We start from the raw sequence: 18329 nt of genomic DNA, 5'->3' as shown, positions 1-18329 counted from the left end.
ATTTGTACTAATGGTATGTCCAAAGCAGAGCACAGAAGACATCCAATTTACTAAGGGGGATCACTTTCGATGAAGAAGTTTTACCAACTATCATTGGTTATGGTTATGGCCTTCACTGTCATTCTGGCAGGTTGCGGTAACAATAACAGCGCTAATTCCGGCTCCAATGCTGGAACAGCAACTACTGCACCAACCGACGCAGCTGCCACAGAAGCACCAGCACCAACAGAGGCTCCTAAGGCTGTCAAGCTTGGTCTCGTAACTGACGTAGGCGGAGTTAACGATAAGTCCTTTAACCAGTCTTCCTGGGAAGCACTGGAGGCTATGGAGAAGGAATTCGGCGCTGAGATCAAATACCTGCAGAGTAAATCCAATGCAGACTATGAGCCTAACCTTAACCAGTTCGTTAAAGGCGGCTATGATCTGACTTGGGGAATCGGCTTCGACCTTGGCGATGCCGTACTGAAGGTTGCCAAAGAGAACCCGAATGCTAACCTGGCGATCATCGACAGTGTAGTGGACGCTCCTAACGTTGAATCTGTAACCTTTGCCGAGAATGAAGGTTCGTTCCTGGTAGGTGTGGTTGCAGGTCTGACAACCAAAACCAACAAAGTTGGTTTCATCGGTGGTATGGAAAGCCCGGTTATCAAACGTTTCGAAGTGGGCTTCAAAGCCGGCGTAGAAGCGGTTAACCCTAACGCAACAGTAAAAATCACTTATGCAGGCGCTTATGACAAGCCGGATACCGGTAAGTCCTTGGCAGCAACATTGTATAATGATGGCAACGACATTATCTTCCCTGCTGCAGGCGCAACAGGCAACGGTGTATTCAACGAAGCGAAATCCCGCAACAAAGCCGGAGGCAGTAAAGTATGGGTTATCGGCGTTGACAAAGACCAGTCTCTGGAATTTGGCGATGACGTAACGCTGACTTCCATGATCAAGCGTGTGGACGAAGCAGTTAAGAAGGTTTCCCAGCAGGTTGTTGACGGAACATTCAAAGGCGGCACTACAACTGTTCTTAGTCTGAAAGACAACGGTGTAGGTCTCCCAGAAACATCCAAAGCTAACGTTAGCGCTGATATTCTGGCTAAGGTTGACGAATACAGTAAACAAATCATCGATGGAACAATTGTTGTTCCTTCTGAGTAATCCATTGCATCACCTTTACCCGATTTAACATAACGACGAAGCAGGGCCGGTTCAAGTACTGGCCTTGTTCTCTGTTACAACATTAGTTATAGACAATCACAACTGTACCGTCCTGTCTGGGGCGGTACAGCCGTGTCTTAAAGGCAATATTATATATATTCTGTGATGAGGGTGATTCCATGAGTGCTGCGGCTCCTGTCGTAGAGTTGAAGCAAATCACAAAACGCTTTCCCGGTATCGTTGCGAACGACTCTATTAGTCTGACGCTGGAAAAGGGGGAGATTCATGCGCTGCTGGGCGAGAACGGGGCAGGCAAATCGACCTTGATGAATATCGTATTCGGACTGTACCAGCCCGATGAAGGCAGCATCGAAATCGACGGGAAACCGGTTATTATTGATAACCCCAATAAAGCTATTGAGCTTGGCATTGGGATGGTTCACCAGCATTTCAAGCTTGTTGATCCTTTTACGGTCACCGAGAATATTGTTCTGGGCATGGAACCGAAGAAAGGTCTTAAAATTGACTATAAATCCGCTGCGGAGCAGGTTCGTAAGCTATCTGAGCAGTACGGGCTACAAGTCAATCCAAATGCCAAAATTCATGACATTTCGGTAGGCATGCAGCAACGGGTAGAAATTATGAAAACCCTGTACCGCGGAGCGGATATACTTATATTCGACGAGCCTACCGCTGTACTTACGCCGCAGGAGATTACAGAACTGATGGCGATTATGAAGCGGCTCGTTGCAGAAGGTAAATCCATTATTCTGATTACACATAAGCTGAAAGAAATCATGCAGATTTCCGACCGTGTCACCATTATCCGGCGTGGTAAGGTAATTGATACGGTGAAGACTGCCGAGACCAATCCTAACGAGCTGGCTGAGAAGATGGTCGGACGCGGGGTAACCTTCAAAGTGGACAAGCAGCCGCCTCATATTGGCGAGAGCATTCTGAAGCTGTCTAATGTCAGCAGCAAGAGCAAGGATGGCGTGCCTGTGCTGAACGGCCTGAGCTTCGAGGTTAAGGCGGGGGAGATTCTCGGAATCGCCGGAGTGGACGGTAACGGCCAGAGTGAGCTGATTCAGGCCATTACCGGACTGCGCAAGATTGACTCAGGTTCGATCCAGGTCTCCGGCAAGGAGATTGCCAATCTGTCACCGCGCAAGGTATCTGAAATGAATGTCTCCCATATTCCGGAGGACCGTCACAAGCATGGTCTGGTGCTGGACTTCACTGTGAGCGAGAACATGGTTCTGGAGACGTATTATAAGAGTCCATATAACCAGAACGGGTTCTTGAACACAGATGTGATTAACAAGCATGCCGAAGATCTGGTCAGACAATTCGATGTGCGCACACCTTCCATAGAGAACAAAGCCCGCTCCTTATCCGGCGGTAATCAACAAAAAGCGATTATTGCGCGGGAAATAGACAAGAATCCGACTCTCCTTATTGCCGCACAGCCAACACGCGGTCTGGATGTCGGGGCGATTGAATTTGTGCAGAAGCAGCTCATTGCCCAGCGGGATCAAGGCAAGGCTGTATTGCTGATCTCTTTTGAATTGGATGAAATTATGAATGTATCTGACCGGATTGCCGTTATTTATGAAGGACAGATTGTCGGAGAAGTATTCCCGCAGGACACGAATGACCAGGAACTGGGTCTGATGATGGCGGGCAGTTTGAAGCGGGGAGGTCATGCGGATGTCTAGACTCCGGAAAATATTCGCAACAGACAGCTATATCGTTCCGCTTGTAGCGATTCTGATGGGCTTCCTGGTGGGTGCTATTGTCATGCTGTTTGGCGGTTACGATCCTATCGCAGCCTACTCTGCGCTGTTCAAGCGCGTGTTCGGCAGCCCGTATGATTTCGGTGAGGCGATCCGCGAGATGACTCCGCTCATGCTGACGGGTCTGGCTGTAGCCTTTGCCTTCCGCTCAGGGATGTTTAACATTGGTGCGGACGGGCAGGTAATGATTGGAATGACGGCTGCATCTGTTGTCGGCATTAAGCTTGGCGGGGTATTGCCGGGCTTCCTGTTAGTCCCGCTTGCAGTCATTGCAGCCGCTGTGTGCGGCGGGCTATGGGCCGGTATTGCCGGATATCTGAAGGCCAAGCGCGGAATTAATGAAGTTATCACAACGATCATGTTGAACTGGATTGCGCTCTTCCTGTCGAATTATATTGTCCGGACCTTCCTGCTTCTGCAAGGGCAGAACCGGTCGGAGGATAATCCGGCTTCTCTATCCATGACCTTCCTCTTCTCCACCTTTGATAATGCCCGCCTGCACTGGGGAACCGTGATTGCCCTGGCAGCAGCTACCTTCTTCTATGTCTATCTGTGGAAGACCAAGCAGGGTTACGAGATGCGCGCAGTAGGCTTGAACCCGCATGCTGCCGAATATGCAGGAATGAATGTTGGACGTAACGTTGTTAAGGCTATGTTCATCAGCGGCGTGTTCGCAGGATTGGCAGGCGCTGGTGAAGTGCTTGGCGTCTTCCATTATCAATCCGTATTTGCAGCTTCACCTGGTTATGGATTTGACGGTATCGCTGTTGCCCTGCTTGGACTGACCCATCCGCTGGGTGTCATTCTCGCTGCCATTCTATACGGCACGCTGACATACGGTTCGGCAGGCATGAGCTTCGGTGCGGATGTGCCTCCGGAGCTGATCCGTATTGTAATCGGTTCGATCATATTCTTCATTGCTGCGCAAGGCATTGTACGCTGGGTGCTCAAACCGTTTTACTTCAAGCGCAAGAAAGAGAAGGTGTTATAGATGGACTTCGTAGTCTTAGGCCAACTGCTCAATACGACGCTTGTTTTTTCCACAGCGCTAATATTTGCCTCCCTCGGCGGCATCTTCTCTGAACGATCCGGCGTCGTGAACATCGGACTTGAAGGCTTAATGATGTTTGGTGCCTTTGCAGCTGCTGTAGGTGGCTACTATGCTCAAGATGCAGGCATGGGCGAATGGGCTCCTTGGGTCGGTGTGCTTTGTGCCATGGCTGTAGGAGTAATCGGTTCACTGATCCATGCAGTAGCTGCGATTACCTTCAAGGCTGATCAGACGATAAGCGGTACGGTTATTAACTTCCTGGCTGCAGGCAGCACACTGTACATGGTTAAGCTGTTCTTCGAAGGATCAGGCGAAACTCCGCTGATCGACGGATTCAGCAAAGTGGCGATTCCCGGGCTCTCCAAGATTCCGGTCATCGGAGAAGGGATATTTAACTCCTATCCCACCACTTATCTGGCGATTATCTTAGTCATTGTTATTTATTTCATCCTGTTCAAAACTCCGTTTGGACTCCGTCTGCGCGCAGTCGGTGAACATCCGAGTGCGGCTGATACCTTGGGTGTCAATGTCAACAAGATGAGATATATCGGCGTCATGCTGAGCGGACTGCTGGCAGGTATCGGCGGAGCTACCATTACCTTGACTACTACAGGTACGTTTGCGCACAATACGATCTCGGGACAAGGCTTCATTGCCATTGCTGCGATGATCTTCGGGAAGTGGAATCCGCTCGGTGCCTTCGGTGCTGCGGTATTCTTCGGCTTCTCTCAGGCGATCCGCAACTATGTCCAGCTGTTTGAATGGTCCAAGAACATTCCGCAGGAGTTCATCTTCATGATTCCTTATGTGTTAACCATTATCGTACTGGTGAGTGCAGTGGGCCGTTCTTCGGCACCCAAGGCGCTTGGTGAACCTTACGACCCAAGCAAACGTTAAGGCTATAGGTATACCATTCCTAGTGCTTAACACAACAGAGCGCATTTCCGGATTTCCGGGAATGCGCTTTTTTGATAGATAAGAATTTATATGTTTTGGGGTCCCCGCAAAGTACCTGAGTCATCACCTACGCTAAAACCCCACTTTGTGGGGGGGGGTGTAATCATTGCAGGCAGCAGCTGCGGATACTTCAGCCCGGAGGCGGGCGGATGTACAGGCAAATACCGGGTGAGGCGAATAGACTGTTAAGAAACAACTACAGGAGGGATATTATGGCACACCCGGTTACGAAGCAACAAGTGATCAAGCTGATTGGCAAACATATCGTGGCGGTTAAAAAAGACGGTTCCAAAGTGACGGGCAAGCTGGTCCGCATCTCAGGCAACCGGCTGATTCTACAGCGTATCAGTGGTAAAAAAGTACAAACCAAGGCACTGATTCCGCTCGTATTGTTTGATTTGCTGGCCATTGGTACGGCTCCTTACGGTTATGGCGGAGGCTACGGGTATGGCGGTGCTCCTTACGGGGGCGGTTATGGTTATGGCCATGGTCCTGTTCCCGGCCCTTATGGCGGCTACGGCCCAGGTCCTGGTTATGGAATACCGCCGATTGGATTCTTTTAAGCTATAGAGCTTGCCTGCTCCATCAGCGGAACTGTTTTTCAAGCTCATAACAGTAATTTTGCGGTTGATAACGGGCTACGCTGTAGCCCAGTTTTTCATAAAAGTTCAGACCGGCGGTATTTCCGGTATCTACAGAGACCTTTGCTCTGTGGCATGCACGGGATAGTGCAAACCGCTCCGCCCTGTCCATAAGCATATTTCCGTATCGCTTACGCCTTGCGTCCGGGGCAACGGCGAGCATATCAATGTATAATAAATCGCCATGCAGCAGAAAATGCACGAACCCCAGCGGATCACTGTCGTAGTCGGGACAAGCAACAAGTGTGACTCCCTGTCCCAGGCGGCGGGGCAGATCCTTCCTGACCTGATTAATGATTGTCTGCGGAAGATGGGATAACGGGACAAGCTGCTTTTCAATCAAGTCATAAATAATCGTGTCATCCTGCCTGGGTCTGCGGTAACGAATCATAAATATTGCCCCCTTTCCACGCATTGTCGTACATCATATGCCCCGGGCGGTGTGGGCGTTCCGGCAACAATAGAACAAGATTTTATGAAGAATTTAAGGTATAACCCGCAGATGGGTATTGACTAACCGTGTGAGGAATCATATAATGTGTCTAAACATTTAACGAGCATACATGTATCGGCAATGATGAGGACGAAGTTTTAAGGGCTCTTTTGTTCAGAGAGTGAGAGGAATTGCTGCAACCTCCACCAGAATCCCTTATATACGAGCTCACCTCGGAGCTGTTTCCCTGAAAGGTCCACCAGCAGGAGCGGTGGAATTATTAGGGGGAATCGTTTGGTCCGCGTTAGGGACTTCAGGTTACGAAGATTTGGGCCCTGCCTACATCGATGGATTTTTGTATCCTGATAAGGCATATCATCGTGAGATGTTATGCAAACATGGGTGGTACCACGGAAGCTAAACCTTTCGTCCCTCACGCGCTTATTCTGCGCGTGGGAGGCGAAAGGTTTTTTTGTTGAAACAGGAAGGATTCAGACCTGTTCGCTAATATTAAAGGTTGGATACTGACGTCCTGTCATTTGAATAATGCATGTGAACGAACGAAGGGAGGAATACTGATGAGCGCGCAATTACCGGAAGAAGTGCGGTCGATAGAGCAGTTACGTGAGAAATGGAAGAATCCTGAGGTGGTATCGGGGTCTGAGATCCTGCTTCGCAGCCTGGTACTTGAAGGTGTAGATACGGTATTCGGATATCCGGGCGGGGCTGTACTTTATATCTATGATGCGCTTTATGGCTTCGAGGATTTCAAACACATTCTGACACGCCACGAGCAGGGAGCGATCCATGCGGCTGACGGGTATGCAAGAGCGAGCGGTAAGCCTGGCGTATGTATTGCGACTTCAGGTCCGGGAGCAACTAATCTGGTAACCGGAATTGCTACGGCCTTTATGGACTCCGTTCCGCTGGTGGTGATCACCGGGAACGTATTCTCCAGCCTGATCGGTACAGATGCTTTCCAGGAAGCAGATATTACCGGGATCACGATGCCGATTACGAAGCACAGCTATCTGGTACGGGATGTTGAAGATCTGCCGCGTATTATTCATGAAGCCTTCCATATTGCGAATACGGGCCGTAAGGGTCCGGTACTGATTGATATTCCGAAGGATGTATCGGCCGCCAAGACCTTGTTCACGCCGGTTCAGCAGCAGGGAGTTAACCTTCGCGGTTACAATCCGCGCACGGTTCCTAACAAGCTTCAGCTGGATAAGCTGGTGAAGGCCATCGCTGTTGCAGAGCGTCCGATCATCATTGCAGGCGGCGGGGTTATCTACTCCGGAGCGCATGAGGCGATGTATGAATTCGTGAAGCGTACGGAGATTCCGATTACGACTACCTTGCTGGGTCTGGGATGTTATCCGAGCGGTGAAGATTTATGGATGGGCATGCCGGGAATGCACGGCACCTATACGGCCAACAATGCCATTCAGCAATGCGATCTGCTGATTAACATCGGCGCCCGGTTCGACGACCGTGTAACCGGCAAGCTGGACGGCTTCGCTCCGAAAGCGAAGATCGTGCATATCGATATTGATCCGGCCGAGATCGGCAAGAATGTAGCAACCGATATCCCGATTGTGGGCGATGTGAAGACGGTTCTGGAAATGCTGAACCCGGATGTGAAGCGTGCCTCCCAGGCTGATGCCTGGAGAACGCAGATTGCCCAGTGGAAGCTGGACCAGCCTTACCGCTACAAGGATTCGGAGACAGAGCTGAAGCCGCAATGGGTCATCCAGATGATCAATGACACCACTAACGGCGAAGCTATTGTAACTACGGATGTAGGTCAGCACCAGATGTGGGCTGCACAATATTACAAGTTCAACCATCCGCGCTCCTGGATTACTTCAGGCGGCCTTGGAACAATGGGCTTCGGCTTCCCTTCGGCAATCGGGGCACAGATGGCCCATCCGCAGCGGCTGGTTGTCTCCATTAATGGTGACGGCGGGATGCAGATGTGCTCCCAGGAGCTGGCGATCTGTGCGATTCATAATATCCCGGTCAAAATTGTGGTAATTAACAATCAGGTGCTCGGAATGGTCCGCCAGTGGCAGAACCTGATCTATGAGAAGCGTTACAGCTATACCGATCTGGCGGGAAGTCCGGATTTTGTAAAGCTGGCTGAAGCTTACGGGGTGAAGGGCCTGCGTGCCACCAACAAGGAAGAAGCCGGCGCTGCCTGGAAAGAAGCCATGGAAACACCTGGACCCGTCCTGGTAGAATTCGTAGTTCCAAAGGATGAGAATGTCTATCCGATGGTAACTCAAGGCTCTACCATTGATCAAATGCTGATGGGGGATGAATAACAGTGATGAGACATACGATTGCTGTGCTTGTAAATGACCAGCCTGGGGTGCTGCAGCGGGTATCCGGATTATTCGGCCGCCGCGGCTTCAATATTGAGAGTATTACGGTAGGACAATCCGAAGAGGTCGGATTGTCCCGGATGGTAATTGTAACACTGGGTGACCAGCATACCCTGGAGCAGATTGAGAAGCAGCTGTACAAGCTGATCGATGTAATCAAGGTGGTTGATCTGGGCGCAAAACCAATGGTGGCCCGGGAGCTGGCGCTGATTAAAGTGAAGGCAGAGCCGTCAGAACGGCCGGAGATTATGGGTGTAGTCGAAACCTTCCGTGCTTCTGTAGTAGATATTGGTTCAACCAGCCTGCTTGTACAGGTCGTTGGGGATACTACCAAGATTGATGCCATGATCGAGCTGTTGAAGCCATATGGCATCAAGGAGCTGTCTCGAACCGGCGTAACAGCAATGATTCGCGGGAATGCCTGATCGTCACATTTTACAGCTTTAACGAATTGCTGCTTGCGTGCATTAATTTATTAAGATTAGCTTAGAGTTGCCCGCGAAAGAGCGGGGGCTTGAGGAGCGCGTCATTATATAGTAAGACTAATAAGCAACGTGTTCTTGAAGCACCCGCTCTTTACGATGGGTCCCAAATTAAAGGAGGATTTTGACATGGCAGTTACAACGTACTATGAACAGGATGCAGAGCTTAGCGTATTGAAGGGAAAGACAATTGCAGTAATCGGGTACGGTAGCCAAGGACATGCCCAGGCACAGAACCTGCGTGACAGTGGTCTTCAGGTGGTTATCGGTCTGCGTGAAGGCAAATCATTTGATACTGCCAAGAATGACGGCTTTGAAGTATTGTCTGTAGCAGAAGCGGTATCCCGTGCAGATGTGGTGCAAATCCTCATGCCGGACGAAACTCAGGCATCTGTATATAAGAACGATATCGAACCGAACCTTAAGAACGGCGCTGCTCTGATGTTCTCCCACGGTTTCAACGTGCATTTCGGACAAATCGTAGCTCCTAAGGATGCTGATGTGCTGTTGGTAGCTCCTAAATCCCCGGGACACATGGTACGCCGTACTTATGTTGAAGGCTTCGGAGTTCCCGGCCTGATCGCTATTGAACAGGATGCAACCGGCAATGCCAAGGCAATTGGTCTGGCGTATGCCAAAGGCATCGGCTGTACCCGTGCCGGAGTCATCGAAACCTCCTTCCGTGAAGAGACAGAAACGGATCTGTTCGGTGAACAGGCTGTTCTCTGCGGCGGTGTGTCCGAACTGATCAAGGCTGGTTTCGAGACATTGACTGAAGCCGGATATGCGCCTGAGATGGCTTACTTCGAGTGCTTGCATGAGCTGAAGCTGATCGTTGACATGGTATATGAAGGCGGATTGTCCAGCATGCGCGATTCCATCAGTAACACTGCGGAATACGGTGACTATGTAACTGGACCACGCATCATTACAAGCGAAACCAAGAAAGCCATGAAAGAAGTGCTGGCTGACATTCAACAGGGTAAATTCGCCCGCGACTTTATTCTTGAGAACCAATCCGGCCGTGCCTTCCTGACAGCTACCCGCCGCAATGAAGCCGCTCATCCGGTAGAAGTAGTGGGCAGCCAGCTGCGTGAAATGATGCACTGGATTAAGAAATAGGTCATATACTTACAATTACAATGAACCATAGGTGATTCTCAGATGCGGCCGTAATTTTTGCGGGCCGCATTTGAGGGTTTATGGACAATCTTCAGGAGGTGCTCAGCATGCGGAAAATTCATGTGTTCGACACGACACTGCGTGACGGAGAGCAGTCGCCGGGTGTGAACCTCAATACACGTGAGAAGGTAGAAATCGCTTACCAGCTGGAGAAGCTGGGAATTGACCGGATGGAGGCAGGCTTTCCAGCCGCTTCGCCGGGAGATCTGGCTGCGGTGAACGCAGTGGCCAGAGCGGTCAAGAACGTCACCGTAATCGGTCTGTCCCGTTCCAGAGAGAGCGATATTGATGCGGTCAAGGAAGCGCTGCAGGGGGCACAGGACCCATGCATTCATATTTTCCTGGCTACATCGCCGATACACCGTCAGCATAAGCTGCGCATGGAGAAGTCACAGGTGCTGGAAACGGCACAATCGGCGATCCGCTATGCCAAGAAGTATTTTCCCAAGCTGGAATTCTCCCTGGAGGACGCCGGCCGTACCGAGCGTGATTTCATGGCTGAAATGGTATCCATGGCGATCCGCGAGGGTGCGAATGTGGTGAATATCCCAGATACGGTCGGTTACCTGAATCCGGCGGAATACGGTGCCATCTTCAAATTCCTGAAGGATACGGTGCCGGATATCGAGCGGGTACAGCTTAGCGCCCATTGTCATAATGATCTGGGGATGGCTACTGCCAATACGCTGGCTGCCATTCAGAATGGCGCAGACCAGATTGAGGGTACGATCAACGGGATCGGGGAACGTGCCGGCAATACAGCGATTGAAGAGGTGGCTCTGGCGCTTGAGACCCGCAGTGAGTATTTCGGTGCCAAGACCTCCCTGGTCCTATCCGAAATCTCCCGTACCAGCCGTCTCGTCAGCAAGCTGACAGGGATGGTTGTGCCGGGGAACAAGGCGATTGTCGGCGCGAATGCCTTCGCCCATGAATCCGGGATTCATCAGGATGGCATGCTGAAGGAGAAGACGACCTACGAGATTATGACACCGGAAACCATCGGTCTCAAAGAAAGCAAGCTGGTGCTCGGCAAGCATTCGGGCCGTCACGCTTTCCGCGATAAGCTGAGTGATCTGGGCTATGATATCTCTGAGGAAGAGGTCAATGCGGCTTTTGCCAAGTTCAAGGATCTCGCAGATAAGAAAAAAGAAGTCTCGGACGAGGATATCCTTGCGCTTCTGGAAGAGAAGCTGATCGATACGCCGGAGACCTTCAGCCTGCAGACAATTTATGTTACGTATGGCAATGAGGCTACTCCAACCGCCAAGGTGATTATACACGGTCAGGACCCGCAGCCGATTGTGGCGGTTGCCGAAGGCAACGGATCGGTAGACGCGATCTACAATGCTATTGACCAGGCTACAGGGGAAGAAGTCACACTTGGCGATTATTCGATCAAAGCCGTCAGCAGAGGGAAGGATGCTCAGGGTGAGGTACATGTAGTGCTCTCTCAAGGTGAGGTGGCTGCACAGGGCCGCGGACTTAGCACCGATATTCTGGAAGCGAGTGCCAGAGCCTACCTGGATGCACTGAACAAGCTGATTGAGAAGCGCAAGACCTACACCAAGCGGGAGCATGCCAATCTCTAATTCAACTATTTAAAGAAGCTTCACCGGACCAGTTCATTTTGTCCGGGGAGGCTTCTTTTTTTGTTCAAAAATCTGTTGAAATTTTTTTGCGCTGAGCATTCCGGGGTAGAATCCAGCTGGGCAGGATTTGAAACAACCTTTTACATAAAAAGAATGAACAAGATGAGTCGGAAAAATGAAAAATAGTTCATAATTCAGGGCGGATTCCTCATTTTCAGCGTTTGAAACCACTTTTTTGTCGATAAAAATATTTTATTTTTAAGTTATCTATGATTTATCTCATAATCTGTTCAGAAATTGTTCAGAGGCGGCAAGTAAAGTTACGGAAGTACAGTACAAGCGAAATCGAAGGCCCACATACATATTAGTGACAGGGGGACGATCGGGAAGAAGCAGGCTGGAACGAGTAATTGCGACGCTGGAGCAATCATTTTGCAGAAAGAGAGAGAGGTTATAGTGATATGAAGAAAAAGACGATAGGCGCCTGGTTGGTTGTTGTAATGCTGATTACACAGTTTGCCAACGGTTTCGGGTTCGTGACGAAGGTTAAGGCGGATGGGACGGATAATATCATCACCAGTGTTACGATGGCTGTGTATGAGAATGGCACACAGGTCACGGATAGTGTGTATAAGCTTGATTCGGAGGTTAAAGTCGGGCTGACCTTCAAGCTTCCGGTAACGGACCCTGAGACTGGAGCGCATGGCTACAAGGGTGGAGATACGTTCGTGTATCAGTTGCCTTCCCAGTTAGCAATCGATAAAAATTACTCGGGAAAATTGTTCTACGACGGAGTGGAGTCGGGCAGTATCGGAGACTACACAGTAGGTACAGATAACAAAGTGGTGCTTACATTCAATAGTGAAATCGAAGGCTTATTTGATGTAGGCGGTACTTTCAATGTGACGTCCAAACTTAGCTCTACCAAAGTCACAGGAACCACGACTCAGGAGCTGTTATTCCCGATCGCCGGGAACCTGAATAATACGATTGTGATTAAAGTCCATCCTAAGGGCGGCACCAGCATTACCAAGGACGGAATTCCACAGCCGCAAAAATACAATCCGTCCAGTATCCTCTGGACCGTTGATGTAAACACGGTGCAGGACGAAGTATACAAAGCAGTCGTTACGGACTCCCTTCTGGCAGGCCTGGAGCTTGACCCAAGTTCAATTAAGGTCTACAAGCTTGCCGTGGATGTTCAAGGGAATGCATCTCAGGGAGCACAGATCGGTTTGGATCAATATGATGCTTCAGGCAGCACGGCAAGTAGCTTGAACGTGAAGTTTAATAATACGATTAAAGATGCGTACCGGGTGACATTCTCGACCAAGATTACAAATACATCGGCTAAAAATTTCACCAATACAGCTACACTTACGGGTGAAGGAATCGATAAGAGTTCTTCTAAGACGGTTGATATTGTGCGCGGAGCACCGTTGAAGAAAATTGCAACAGGAAACTTCGATCCCGTGACCGAAACAATTCCTTGGGAAATTCAATTCAACTATAACGTACAAACCATTACATCCGCGAATGCGGTGTTGCTGGATTATTTTAACGACTCCCAGGTGTTGGTTGAAGATTCAGTAGTGGTCTATAAGATCAAACTGGACCAGAATGGCAATGCTAGTGAAGACGGCACCCTAACTAAGGGAACGGATTATACAATTACTACTGCGACTTCGACCCCAGAAGGCAAGACCGGGTTCGAACTGAAATTTAATAATGATATCAACTCAGCTTACAAAATTGTCTATAAAACAAAGGTCAAAGACCGTGTATACGGTAATACAGAAACGATCCGTAATGATGTTACTTACAATGGTGAGACTAAAGGAGATCAACGGGATATTTTCCAGCAAATAGTTAAGAAAAATTTTGCCGATGTTGACTATTTGAATAAAACTGTAAAGTGGACCATTGAGGTAAACAAAGATGGTAGAGTGATGAACGATCTGGTGCTGAAGGATACCTTTGATAATGGCGGGTTGAAATTAAGCGAGCCGATCAATATCACTTTGACACCAGCTATGAACAGCGCAGATTATACGATTACACCAAACGGTTCGAATTATGCCAAGGGTGACGGGTTCACCATCACATTCTCTAAGCCGATCAATAAGCCGTTTACGGTGACGTATACAACCAGTTTTGACTATTACAAATTGCAGAGTGGTGCGACCAGCTTCAAGAACACCGCACAGCTTGATTGGAAGGATGCTAACGGCAAGGATCAAAGCATTAAGGGTGATGCAACCTTTGATCCGCGGTCTGAAGTCAAGAACAACGGTAATAAAACAGGTTCATACGATGTAAAGACCAAACAGCTTACTTGGACAGTAAGAGCCAACTATAATAAACGGGAGCTGGCTGCAGGAGCTACGCTGGTGGATACAATTCCCGCAGGTCAGAAAGCAACTAGTGTAACTGCAGTAGTCTATAGATTTGATTATGAAGAGAATGGAAATCCTGTTAGAGGTGCTGTGATAGATGCTTCGAAATACGAACTGAACGTCACAGACAAACAACTTACCGTGAAATTCAAAGAGAAGGTGGATTATGCCTTCGAAGTGGTCTTTAGCACGGAATTCATTGACGGGGATGTTAATAAAGGTACTGTAAAGAATACAGCCACCTTATACGATAAAGACAACAACCCGGTTTCTAAGCCTCTGGAAGCAACAGTACCGATTCCTAAGGGCGGAGAGTATATCGCCAAAGGTTTTACACAGGATAACAATGATCAGACTCTTCTGAACTGGAAAGTGGTCATCAACGCCAACCAGTCCGTTGTCAAAAACGTTAAACTGGTAGATGATCCTAGCTCGAATCAGGTGCTGCTGCCGGACAGCTTCCATCTCTTTGAAACGACTGTTGATCAGAATGGGAATGCAGGAACCCCGGGGAATGAACTGAAGAAGGATGTAGATTATACGCTTACTTTCAAAACCGGCACTGACGGTAAAGAAAGCTTCGAGCTTGTCTTCCTGAACCCGAACCCGATCAGCAAGCCGTACATTCTGGCTTATCAGACTGTCGTCACTGAAGCCGGAAATAATGTACAAGTGAAAAACGCTATATCGTTTAGCGGCGACGGTGTAAATCGGATTACAAAACCTATTACATCTGACAAGAGCATTCAAATTGTAGACACCTCCGGTACAGGTAGTGGTGTAAAAGGTTCGCTAATTGTAACCAAGACGAATCAGGCCGGCGATGAAAAGCTTAAAGGCGCTGAGTTCGCACTCTCACGGGTGATTGGAACTGAACTGAAGGAGACTCAAAAACAGACTTCTGCAGCAGACGGAACCCTGACTTTCACAAATCTTAAGGCTGGTAAATATGTACTGAAGGAAACTAAAGCTCCGGCAGGCTATTCGCTGGACAGCTCAGAGATTAAGGTGACAATCAATTCGTCTACGGCCGTACAGCTAACCGTCAAGAATGATTTCTTCGGTTCACTCAAGCTGACCAAGTTGGATGTGAATGATTCCTCCAAGAAGCTGGAAGGCGCAGTATTCGAACTGTACGACTCCAAGAACGCACTGGTGGGAACGAAAACAACCGATGCGAATGGTGAGCTGAAATTCACTAAGCTTAAGGGCGGGGAGTATACCCTGAAGGAGAAAACCGCTCCTGCCGGTTATATCCTGGATACCAAAGTCATTAATGTTACCATTGATCCATCACAAGAGAAAACTGTTACAGTAACTAACGCACTGATTCCTGCCGAAGTCTTCGGCTCGCTCAAGTTGACTAAGGTTGCGGAGCAGGATGCCAGCAAGAAGCTTAAAGACGCAGAGTTCGGACTGTATGATTCCGCCAAGAAGCTGGTGGCAAGCGGTAAAACAGACGCAGACGGCGTATTGGAATTCAAATCGCTGAAGCTCGGAACATACACACTGAAGGAGCTTGCTGCTCCGGCTGGTTATGTGCTGGATGCAACAGAGCACACCGTAACCATTGATTCAGGCGTACAAAAAGTACTTTTACCAATCACAAACAAACTGATTCCAGTCGAAGTCCTCGGTTCGCTCAAAGTGACGAAGGTTGCTGGTGAGGATACGAACAAGAAGCTGGAAGGTGCAGAGTTCGGACTGTATGATTCCGCTAAGAAATTAGTGGCAAGTGGTAAAACAGACACTAACGGCGTATTGGAATTCAAATCGCTGAAGCTGGGAACATACACACTGAAGGAGCTTGCTGCTCCGGCTGGTTATGTGCTGGATGCAACAGAGCACACCGTAACCATTGATTCAGGCGTACAGAAGGTATTGGCCCCAATCACGAACAAACTGATTCCTGTTGAAATCCTCGGCTCACTCAAAGTAACGAAGGTTGCTGGGGAGGATACGAACAAAAAGCTTGCAGGAGCAGAGTTCGGACTGTATGATTCCGCCAAGAAATTGGTGGTAAGCGGAAAAACAGATGCAAATGGTGAACTGGTATTCACATCTCTGAAGCTGGGGAATTATATTCTGAAGGAAATTACAGCTCCGGAAGGTTATGTTCTGAGCACAACAGAGCATTCTGTAACGATTGATTCCGGCGTGCAAAAGGTGCTGTTACCAATTACTAACCAAAAAATAACGACACCGCCGACAGAACAACCAGCGACACCAACACCAACGCCGGTGACACCAACAGCAACACCGACGCCAGTTACAGTACCAACATCAACACCAGTACCAACATCAACACCAGTACCAACATCAACACCAGTACCAACATCACCGCCGGTGTACTATACACCGACACCTGAACCATCAAGCATTCCTGGAGTTATCGGTACACCAACGCCGACACCATCGGTAACGCCAGCGCCAACGGGGACTCCGGCTGCTTCAAGTACGCCAGGAGTAACGGCAACACCACAGGTGACGCCAGCAGCAACACCGGCCCAGCCTGGAACGGTTAGCACTCCAACGCCGCAAGCCACACAGGTGACTACGATTGAAGAAGTGCCTATCGACGGCGAGATCCCGCTGGGAGGTATTCCTAGCATCGGCGAACAGCCGGCACATGGTACGGTAACTATTACACCGGATGGCAAATGGACATATACTCCTGATCCAGGCTACACCGGCAAGGATAAATTCACGATTGTCGTAACAGATGAAGACGGCAATGAAGAAGAGATTACAATTGAAGTTGGCGTCGATGAAGTGCCTAAGGGCACGGTTACAGAACCAACTGACAAAGGCAACAACAGCGGACTTCCCGGCAAGCTTCCACAGACCGGAGAAGAAAGTCCTCTCCCGCTGTATCTGACTGGCGGCGGATTGATTATTCTGGGAGCGGTACTGGCCAGAAGATTCAATGCCCGCAAGAAAATGTAGGAGAATGCACCTTAGCAGGTATTAACCAGCTAATATGGCAGCATACACAAAGACACCCGCAGCCTGCTGCGGGTGTCTTTGCTGTTATAAATATAAAGTCGCTGAAATAATACTGTCCCCTGAAAGGTCAGTATTGCCGTTTCTATTTACGGAGAATCACATGCTTCTGAGGTTAAGATGCTTCCATTCCTCATACCAGCGCTTAATACTCGCGGGCGGCTTCACGCCGAGTTCCCGCTTCAGTAAATCCGTCAGAATATGATATTGTTCCTCTACCGCTGAACGCTCCCCAATGCTGTCGTAGACCTTCATCAGCCCGAGATGCCCCTGTTCAAAATAAGGCTGGAGCTGCACCACTCTCTGGTACACAGTCACCGCTTCCGGTATCCGTCCGCTGCTGACATAGAATTCGGCGATATTCATTGCGTGATGCAGCCAGATGGTCCGCAGACGCTGCCGTTCCCCTTCCGCCCAGAGGTAATCGTAATCGTTCAGATAGTCGCCCGAATAGAAATCGAACAACCGCTGATGCTCCTCATAGTTGTCCTTATTGATGGCATCTTGAGTCAGAATGCCCTTCTCCCATTCGTAGCTGTCTATCAGCAGGCTGCCGGTCTCCAGGGTGTAGCCTTCTCCTCCGCTGGCATTGCTGATCTGCAGATCGATTCCGGCCTGCTTCAGGCATTGCCGAACCTGATAAATCGTTGTATAAAGATGAGTGGAGGCCTTCTTGAGATTGAAATCGGGCCACAGCAGATCGGTTAGGGTATCTTTGCTTACGAACCGGTTGCGGTTATGAAATAAATAAGCAAATAATTCCTGTGCCTTGGAGGTGCGCCAGCGGATATTGGGCAGCGGCTGGCCGCTGCGTTCGAATCTTAAGGACTGGAAGCTGCGGATCATGACGGTCTGGTCAGGCTTGCGGGCATCCTCCTGTGCCTGGCTGACACGCTCCTCCAGCCGCTCAATGGTCTTCAGCAGACGGCCACGCTGTACAGGCTTAAGAACATAATCAAGCGCATACAGCTCGAACGCCTCGATGGCGTAGCTGTTATGGGCAGTCACAAATACGATGCTTGCCTGCGGGCACAGCCTTTGCATGGCCTCCGCAGCCTGGACGCCATTCATCTCAGGCATATCAATGTCGAGGAAAATCACATCAGGGCGTAGCAGCGGCACTGCATTAACCGCCTCGGAGGGATCAGTATAAGCAGCGATTACATTTATAGTTGTCAGTTCCTCCAGCATCATTTTCAGCTTCATAAGAGCAAGCCGTTCATCATCTACCAGCAAGGCCTGAATCATGTCTATCCC

12 protein-coding genes are annotated in these 18329 nt (G+C 49.4%); 10 read left to right on the top strand and 2 right to left on the bottom strand.

The window, feature by feature from the left end; translation table 11 throughout:
* The first annotated feature begins 69 nt into the window (after positions 1-69).
* The 5 genes from MKY96_RS22005 (at position 70) to MKY96_RS21985 (ending at position 5519) form a co-directional block, all read left to right on the top strand.
* A complete protein-coding gene (locus tag MKY96_RS22005) occupies positions 70-1152 on the top strand; it encodes a BMP family lipoprotein (RefSeq protein WP_340943286.1) in 1083 nt (360 codons plus the stop codon).
* A gap of 179 nt (positions 1153-1331) precedes the next feature.
* A complete protein-coding gene (locus tag MKY96_RS22000; RefSeq protein WP_340943285.1) occupies positions 1332-2870 on the top strand; it encodes an ABC transporter ATP-binding protein in 1539 nt (512 codons plus the stop codon).
* Positions 2863-3939, top strand: coding sequence for an ABC transporter permease (locus tag MKY96_RS21995; protein WP_340943281.1), 1077 nt, complete (start codon positions 2863-2865; stop codon positions 3937-3939). The genes MKY96_RS22000 and MKY96_RS21995 overlap by 8 nt, the downstream gene beginning before the upstream one ends.
* On the top strand, positions 3940-4896 hold the full coding sequence (locus MKY96_RS21990) for an ABC transporter permease (protein WP_340943280.1): 957 nt from the start codon (positions 3940-3942) through the stop codon (positions 4894-4896).
* Between the two features lie 272 nt (positions 4897-5168).
* Positions 5169-5519 carry a hypothetical protein gene (locus MKY96_RS21985; protein ID WP_340943279.1) on the top strand — a complete coding sequence of 117 codons (351 nt, stop codon included), beginning with the start codon at positions 5169-5171 and terminating at the stop codon, positions 5517-5519.
* Between the two features lie 22 nt (positions 5520-5541).
* On the opposite strand, the gene MKY96_RS21980 is transcribed toward MKY96_RS21985, so the two are convergent.
* Positions 5542-5988 (bottom strand): GNAT family N-acetyltransferase, encoded by a 447-nt coding sequence (locus MKY96_RS21980; protein ID WP_340943278.1) that lies wholly within the window; start codon positions 5986-5988, stop codon positions 5542-5544.
* Positions 5989-6608: 620 nt separating this feature from the next.
* Here MKY96_RS21980 and ilvB point away from each other — a divergent pair.
* From ilvB to MKY96_RS21955, 5 genes are all read left to right on the top strand, one after another.
* Positions 6609-8360 carry a biosynthetic-type acetolactate synthase large subunit gene (gene ilvB / locus MKY96_RS21975; RefSeq protein WP_340943276.1) on the top strand — a complete coding sequence of 584 codons (1752 nt, stop codon included), beginning with the start codon at positions 6609-6611 and terminating at the stop codon, positions 8358-8360.
* 5 nt (positions 8361-8365) lie between these two features.
* Positions 8366-8845, top strand: a complete 480-nt coding sequence (gene ilvN / locus MKY96_RS21970) for an acetolactate synthase small subunit (RefSeq protein WP_036696181.1) — start codon at positions 8366-8368, stop codon at positions 8843-8845.
* Between the two features lie 186 nt (positions 8846-9031).
* Positions 9032-10024 (top strand): ketol-acid reductoisomerase, encoded by a 993-nt coding sequence (ilvC, locus tag MKY96_RS21965; RefSeq protein ID WP_340943272.1) that lies wholly within the window; start codon positions 9032-9034, stop codon positions 10022-10024.
* Positions 10025-10131: 107 nt separating this feature from the next.
* Entirely contained in the window at positions 10132-11673 is a 1542-nt protein-coding gene (locus tag MKY96_RS21960; protein WP_036727673.1) for a 2-isopropylmalate synthase, read from the top strand.
* A 461-nt stretch (positions 11674-12134) separates the two neighbouring features.
* Entirely contained in the window at positions 12135-17015 is a 4881-nt protein-coding gene (locus MKY96_RS21955) for a SpaA isopeptide-forming pilin-related protein (protein WP_340943271.1), read from the top strand.
* A gap of 156 nt (positions 17016-17171) precedes the next feature.
* Here the strand turns inward: MKY96_RS21955 and MKY96_RS21950 are convergent, their stop codons facing one another.
* The gene (locus MKY96_RS21950) at positions 17172-18320 is read right to left on the bottom strand and encodes a response regulator (protein ID WP_340943269.1); all 1149 of its coding nucleotides are present in this window, start codon (positions 18318-18320) and stop codon (positions 17172-17174) included.
* Between the last annotated feature and the right edge of the window lie 9 nt (positions 18321-18329).

It is taken from the genome of Paenibacillus sp. FSL R7-0302, from assembly GCF_038006885.1.
In the GTDB taxonomy this organism is placed as follows: domain Bacteria; phylum Bacillota; class Bacilli; order Paenibacillales; family Paenibacillaceae; genus Paenibacillus_AQ.
This window is presented reverse-complemented; position numbering and strand designations above follow the sequence as displayed.

What these genes read in the sequence shown, in the direction of transcription:
- MKY96_RS21990 (WP_340943280.1), top strand. Translation starts at nt 3,940, where the DNA reads ATGGACTTCGTAGTCTTAGGCCAACTGCTCAATACGACGCTTGTTTTT.
- MKY96_RS22005 (WP_340943286.1), top strand. Translation starts at nt 70, where the DNA reads ATGAAGAAGTTTTACCAACTATCATTGGTTATGGTTATGGCCTTCACT.
- ilvN (WP_036696181.1), top strand. Translation starts at nt 8,366, where the DNA reads ATGAGACATACGATTGCTGTGCTTGTAAATGACCAGCCTGGGGTGCTG.
- ilvB (WP_340943276.1), top strand. Translation starts at nt 6,609, where the DNA reads ATGAGCGCGCAATTACCGGAAGAAGTGCGGTCGATAGAGCAGTTACGT.
- MKY96_RS21950 (WP_340943269.1), bottom strand. Translation starts at nt 18,320, where the DNA reads ATGATTCAGGCCTTGCTGGTAGATGATGAACGGCTTGCTCTTATGAAG.
- MKY96_RS21980 (WP_340943278.1), bottom strand. Translation starts at nt 5,988, where the DNA reads ATGATTCGTTACCGCAGACCCAGGCAGGATGACACGATTATTTATGAC.
- MKY96_RS21985 (WP_340943279.1), top strand. Translation starts at nt 5,169, where the DNA reads ATGGCACACCCGGTTACGAAGCAACAAGTGATCAAGCTGATTGGCAAA.
- MKY96_RS22000 (WP_340943285.1), top strand. Translation starts at nt 1,332, where the DNA reads ATGAGTGCTGCGGCTCCTGTCGTAGAGTTGAAGCAAATCACAAAACGC.
- MKY96_RS21995 (WP_340943281.1), top strand. Translation starts at nt 2,863, where the DNA reads ATGTCTAGACTCCGGAAAATATTCGCAACAGACAGCTATATCGTTCCG.
- MKY96_RS21960 (WP_036727673.1), top strand. Translation starts at nt 10,132, where the DNA reads ATGCGGAAAATTCATGTGTTCGACACGACACTGCGTGACGGAGAGCAG.
- MKY96_RS21955 (WP_340943271.1), top strand. Translation starts at nt 12,135, where the DNA reads ATGAAGAAAAAGACGATAGGCGCCTGGTTGGTTGTTGTAATGCTGATT.
- ilvC (WP_340943272.1), top strand. Translation starts at nt 9,032, where the DNA reads ATGGCAGTTACAACGTACTATGAACAGGATGCAGAGCTTAGCGTATTG.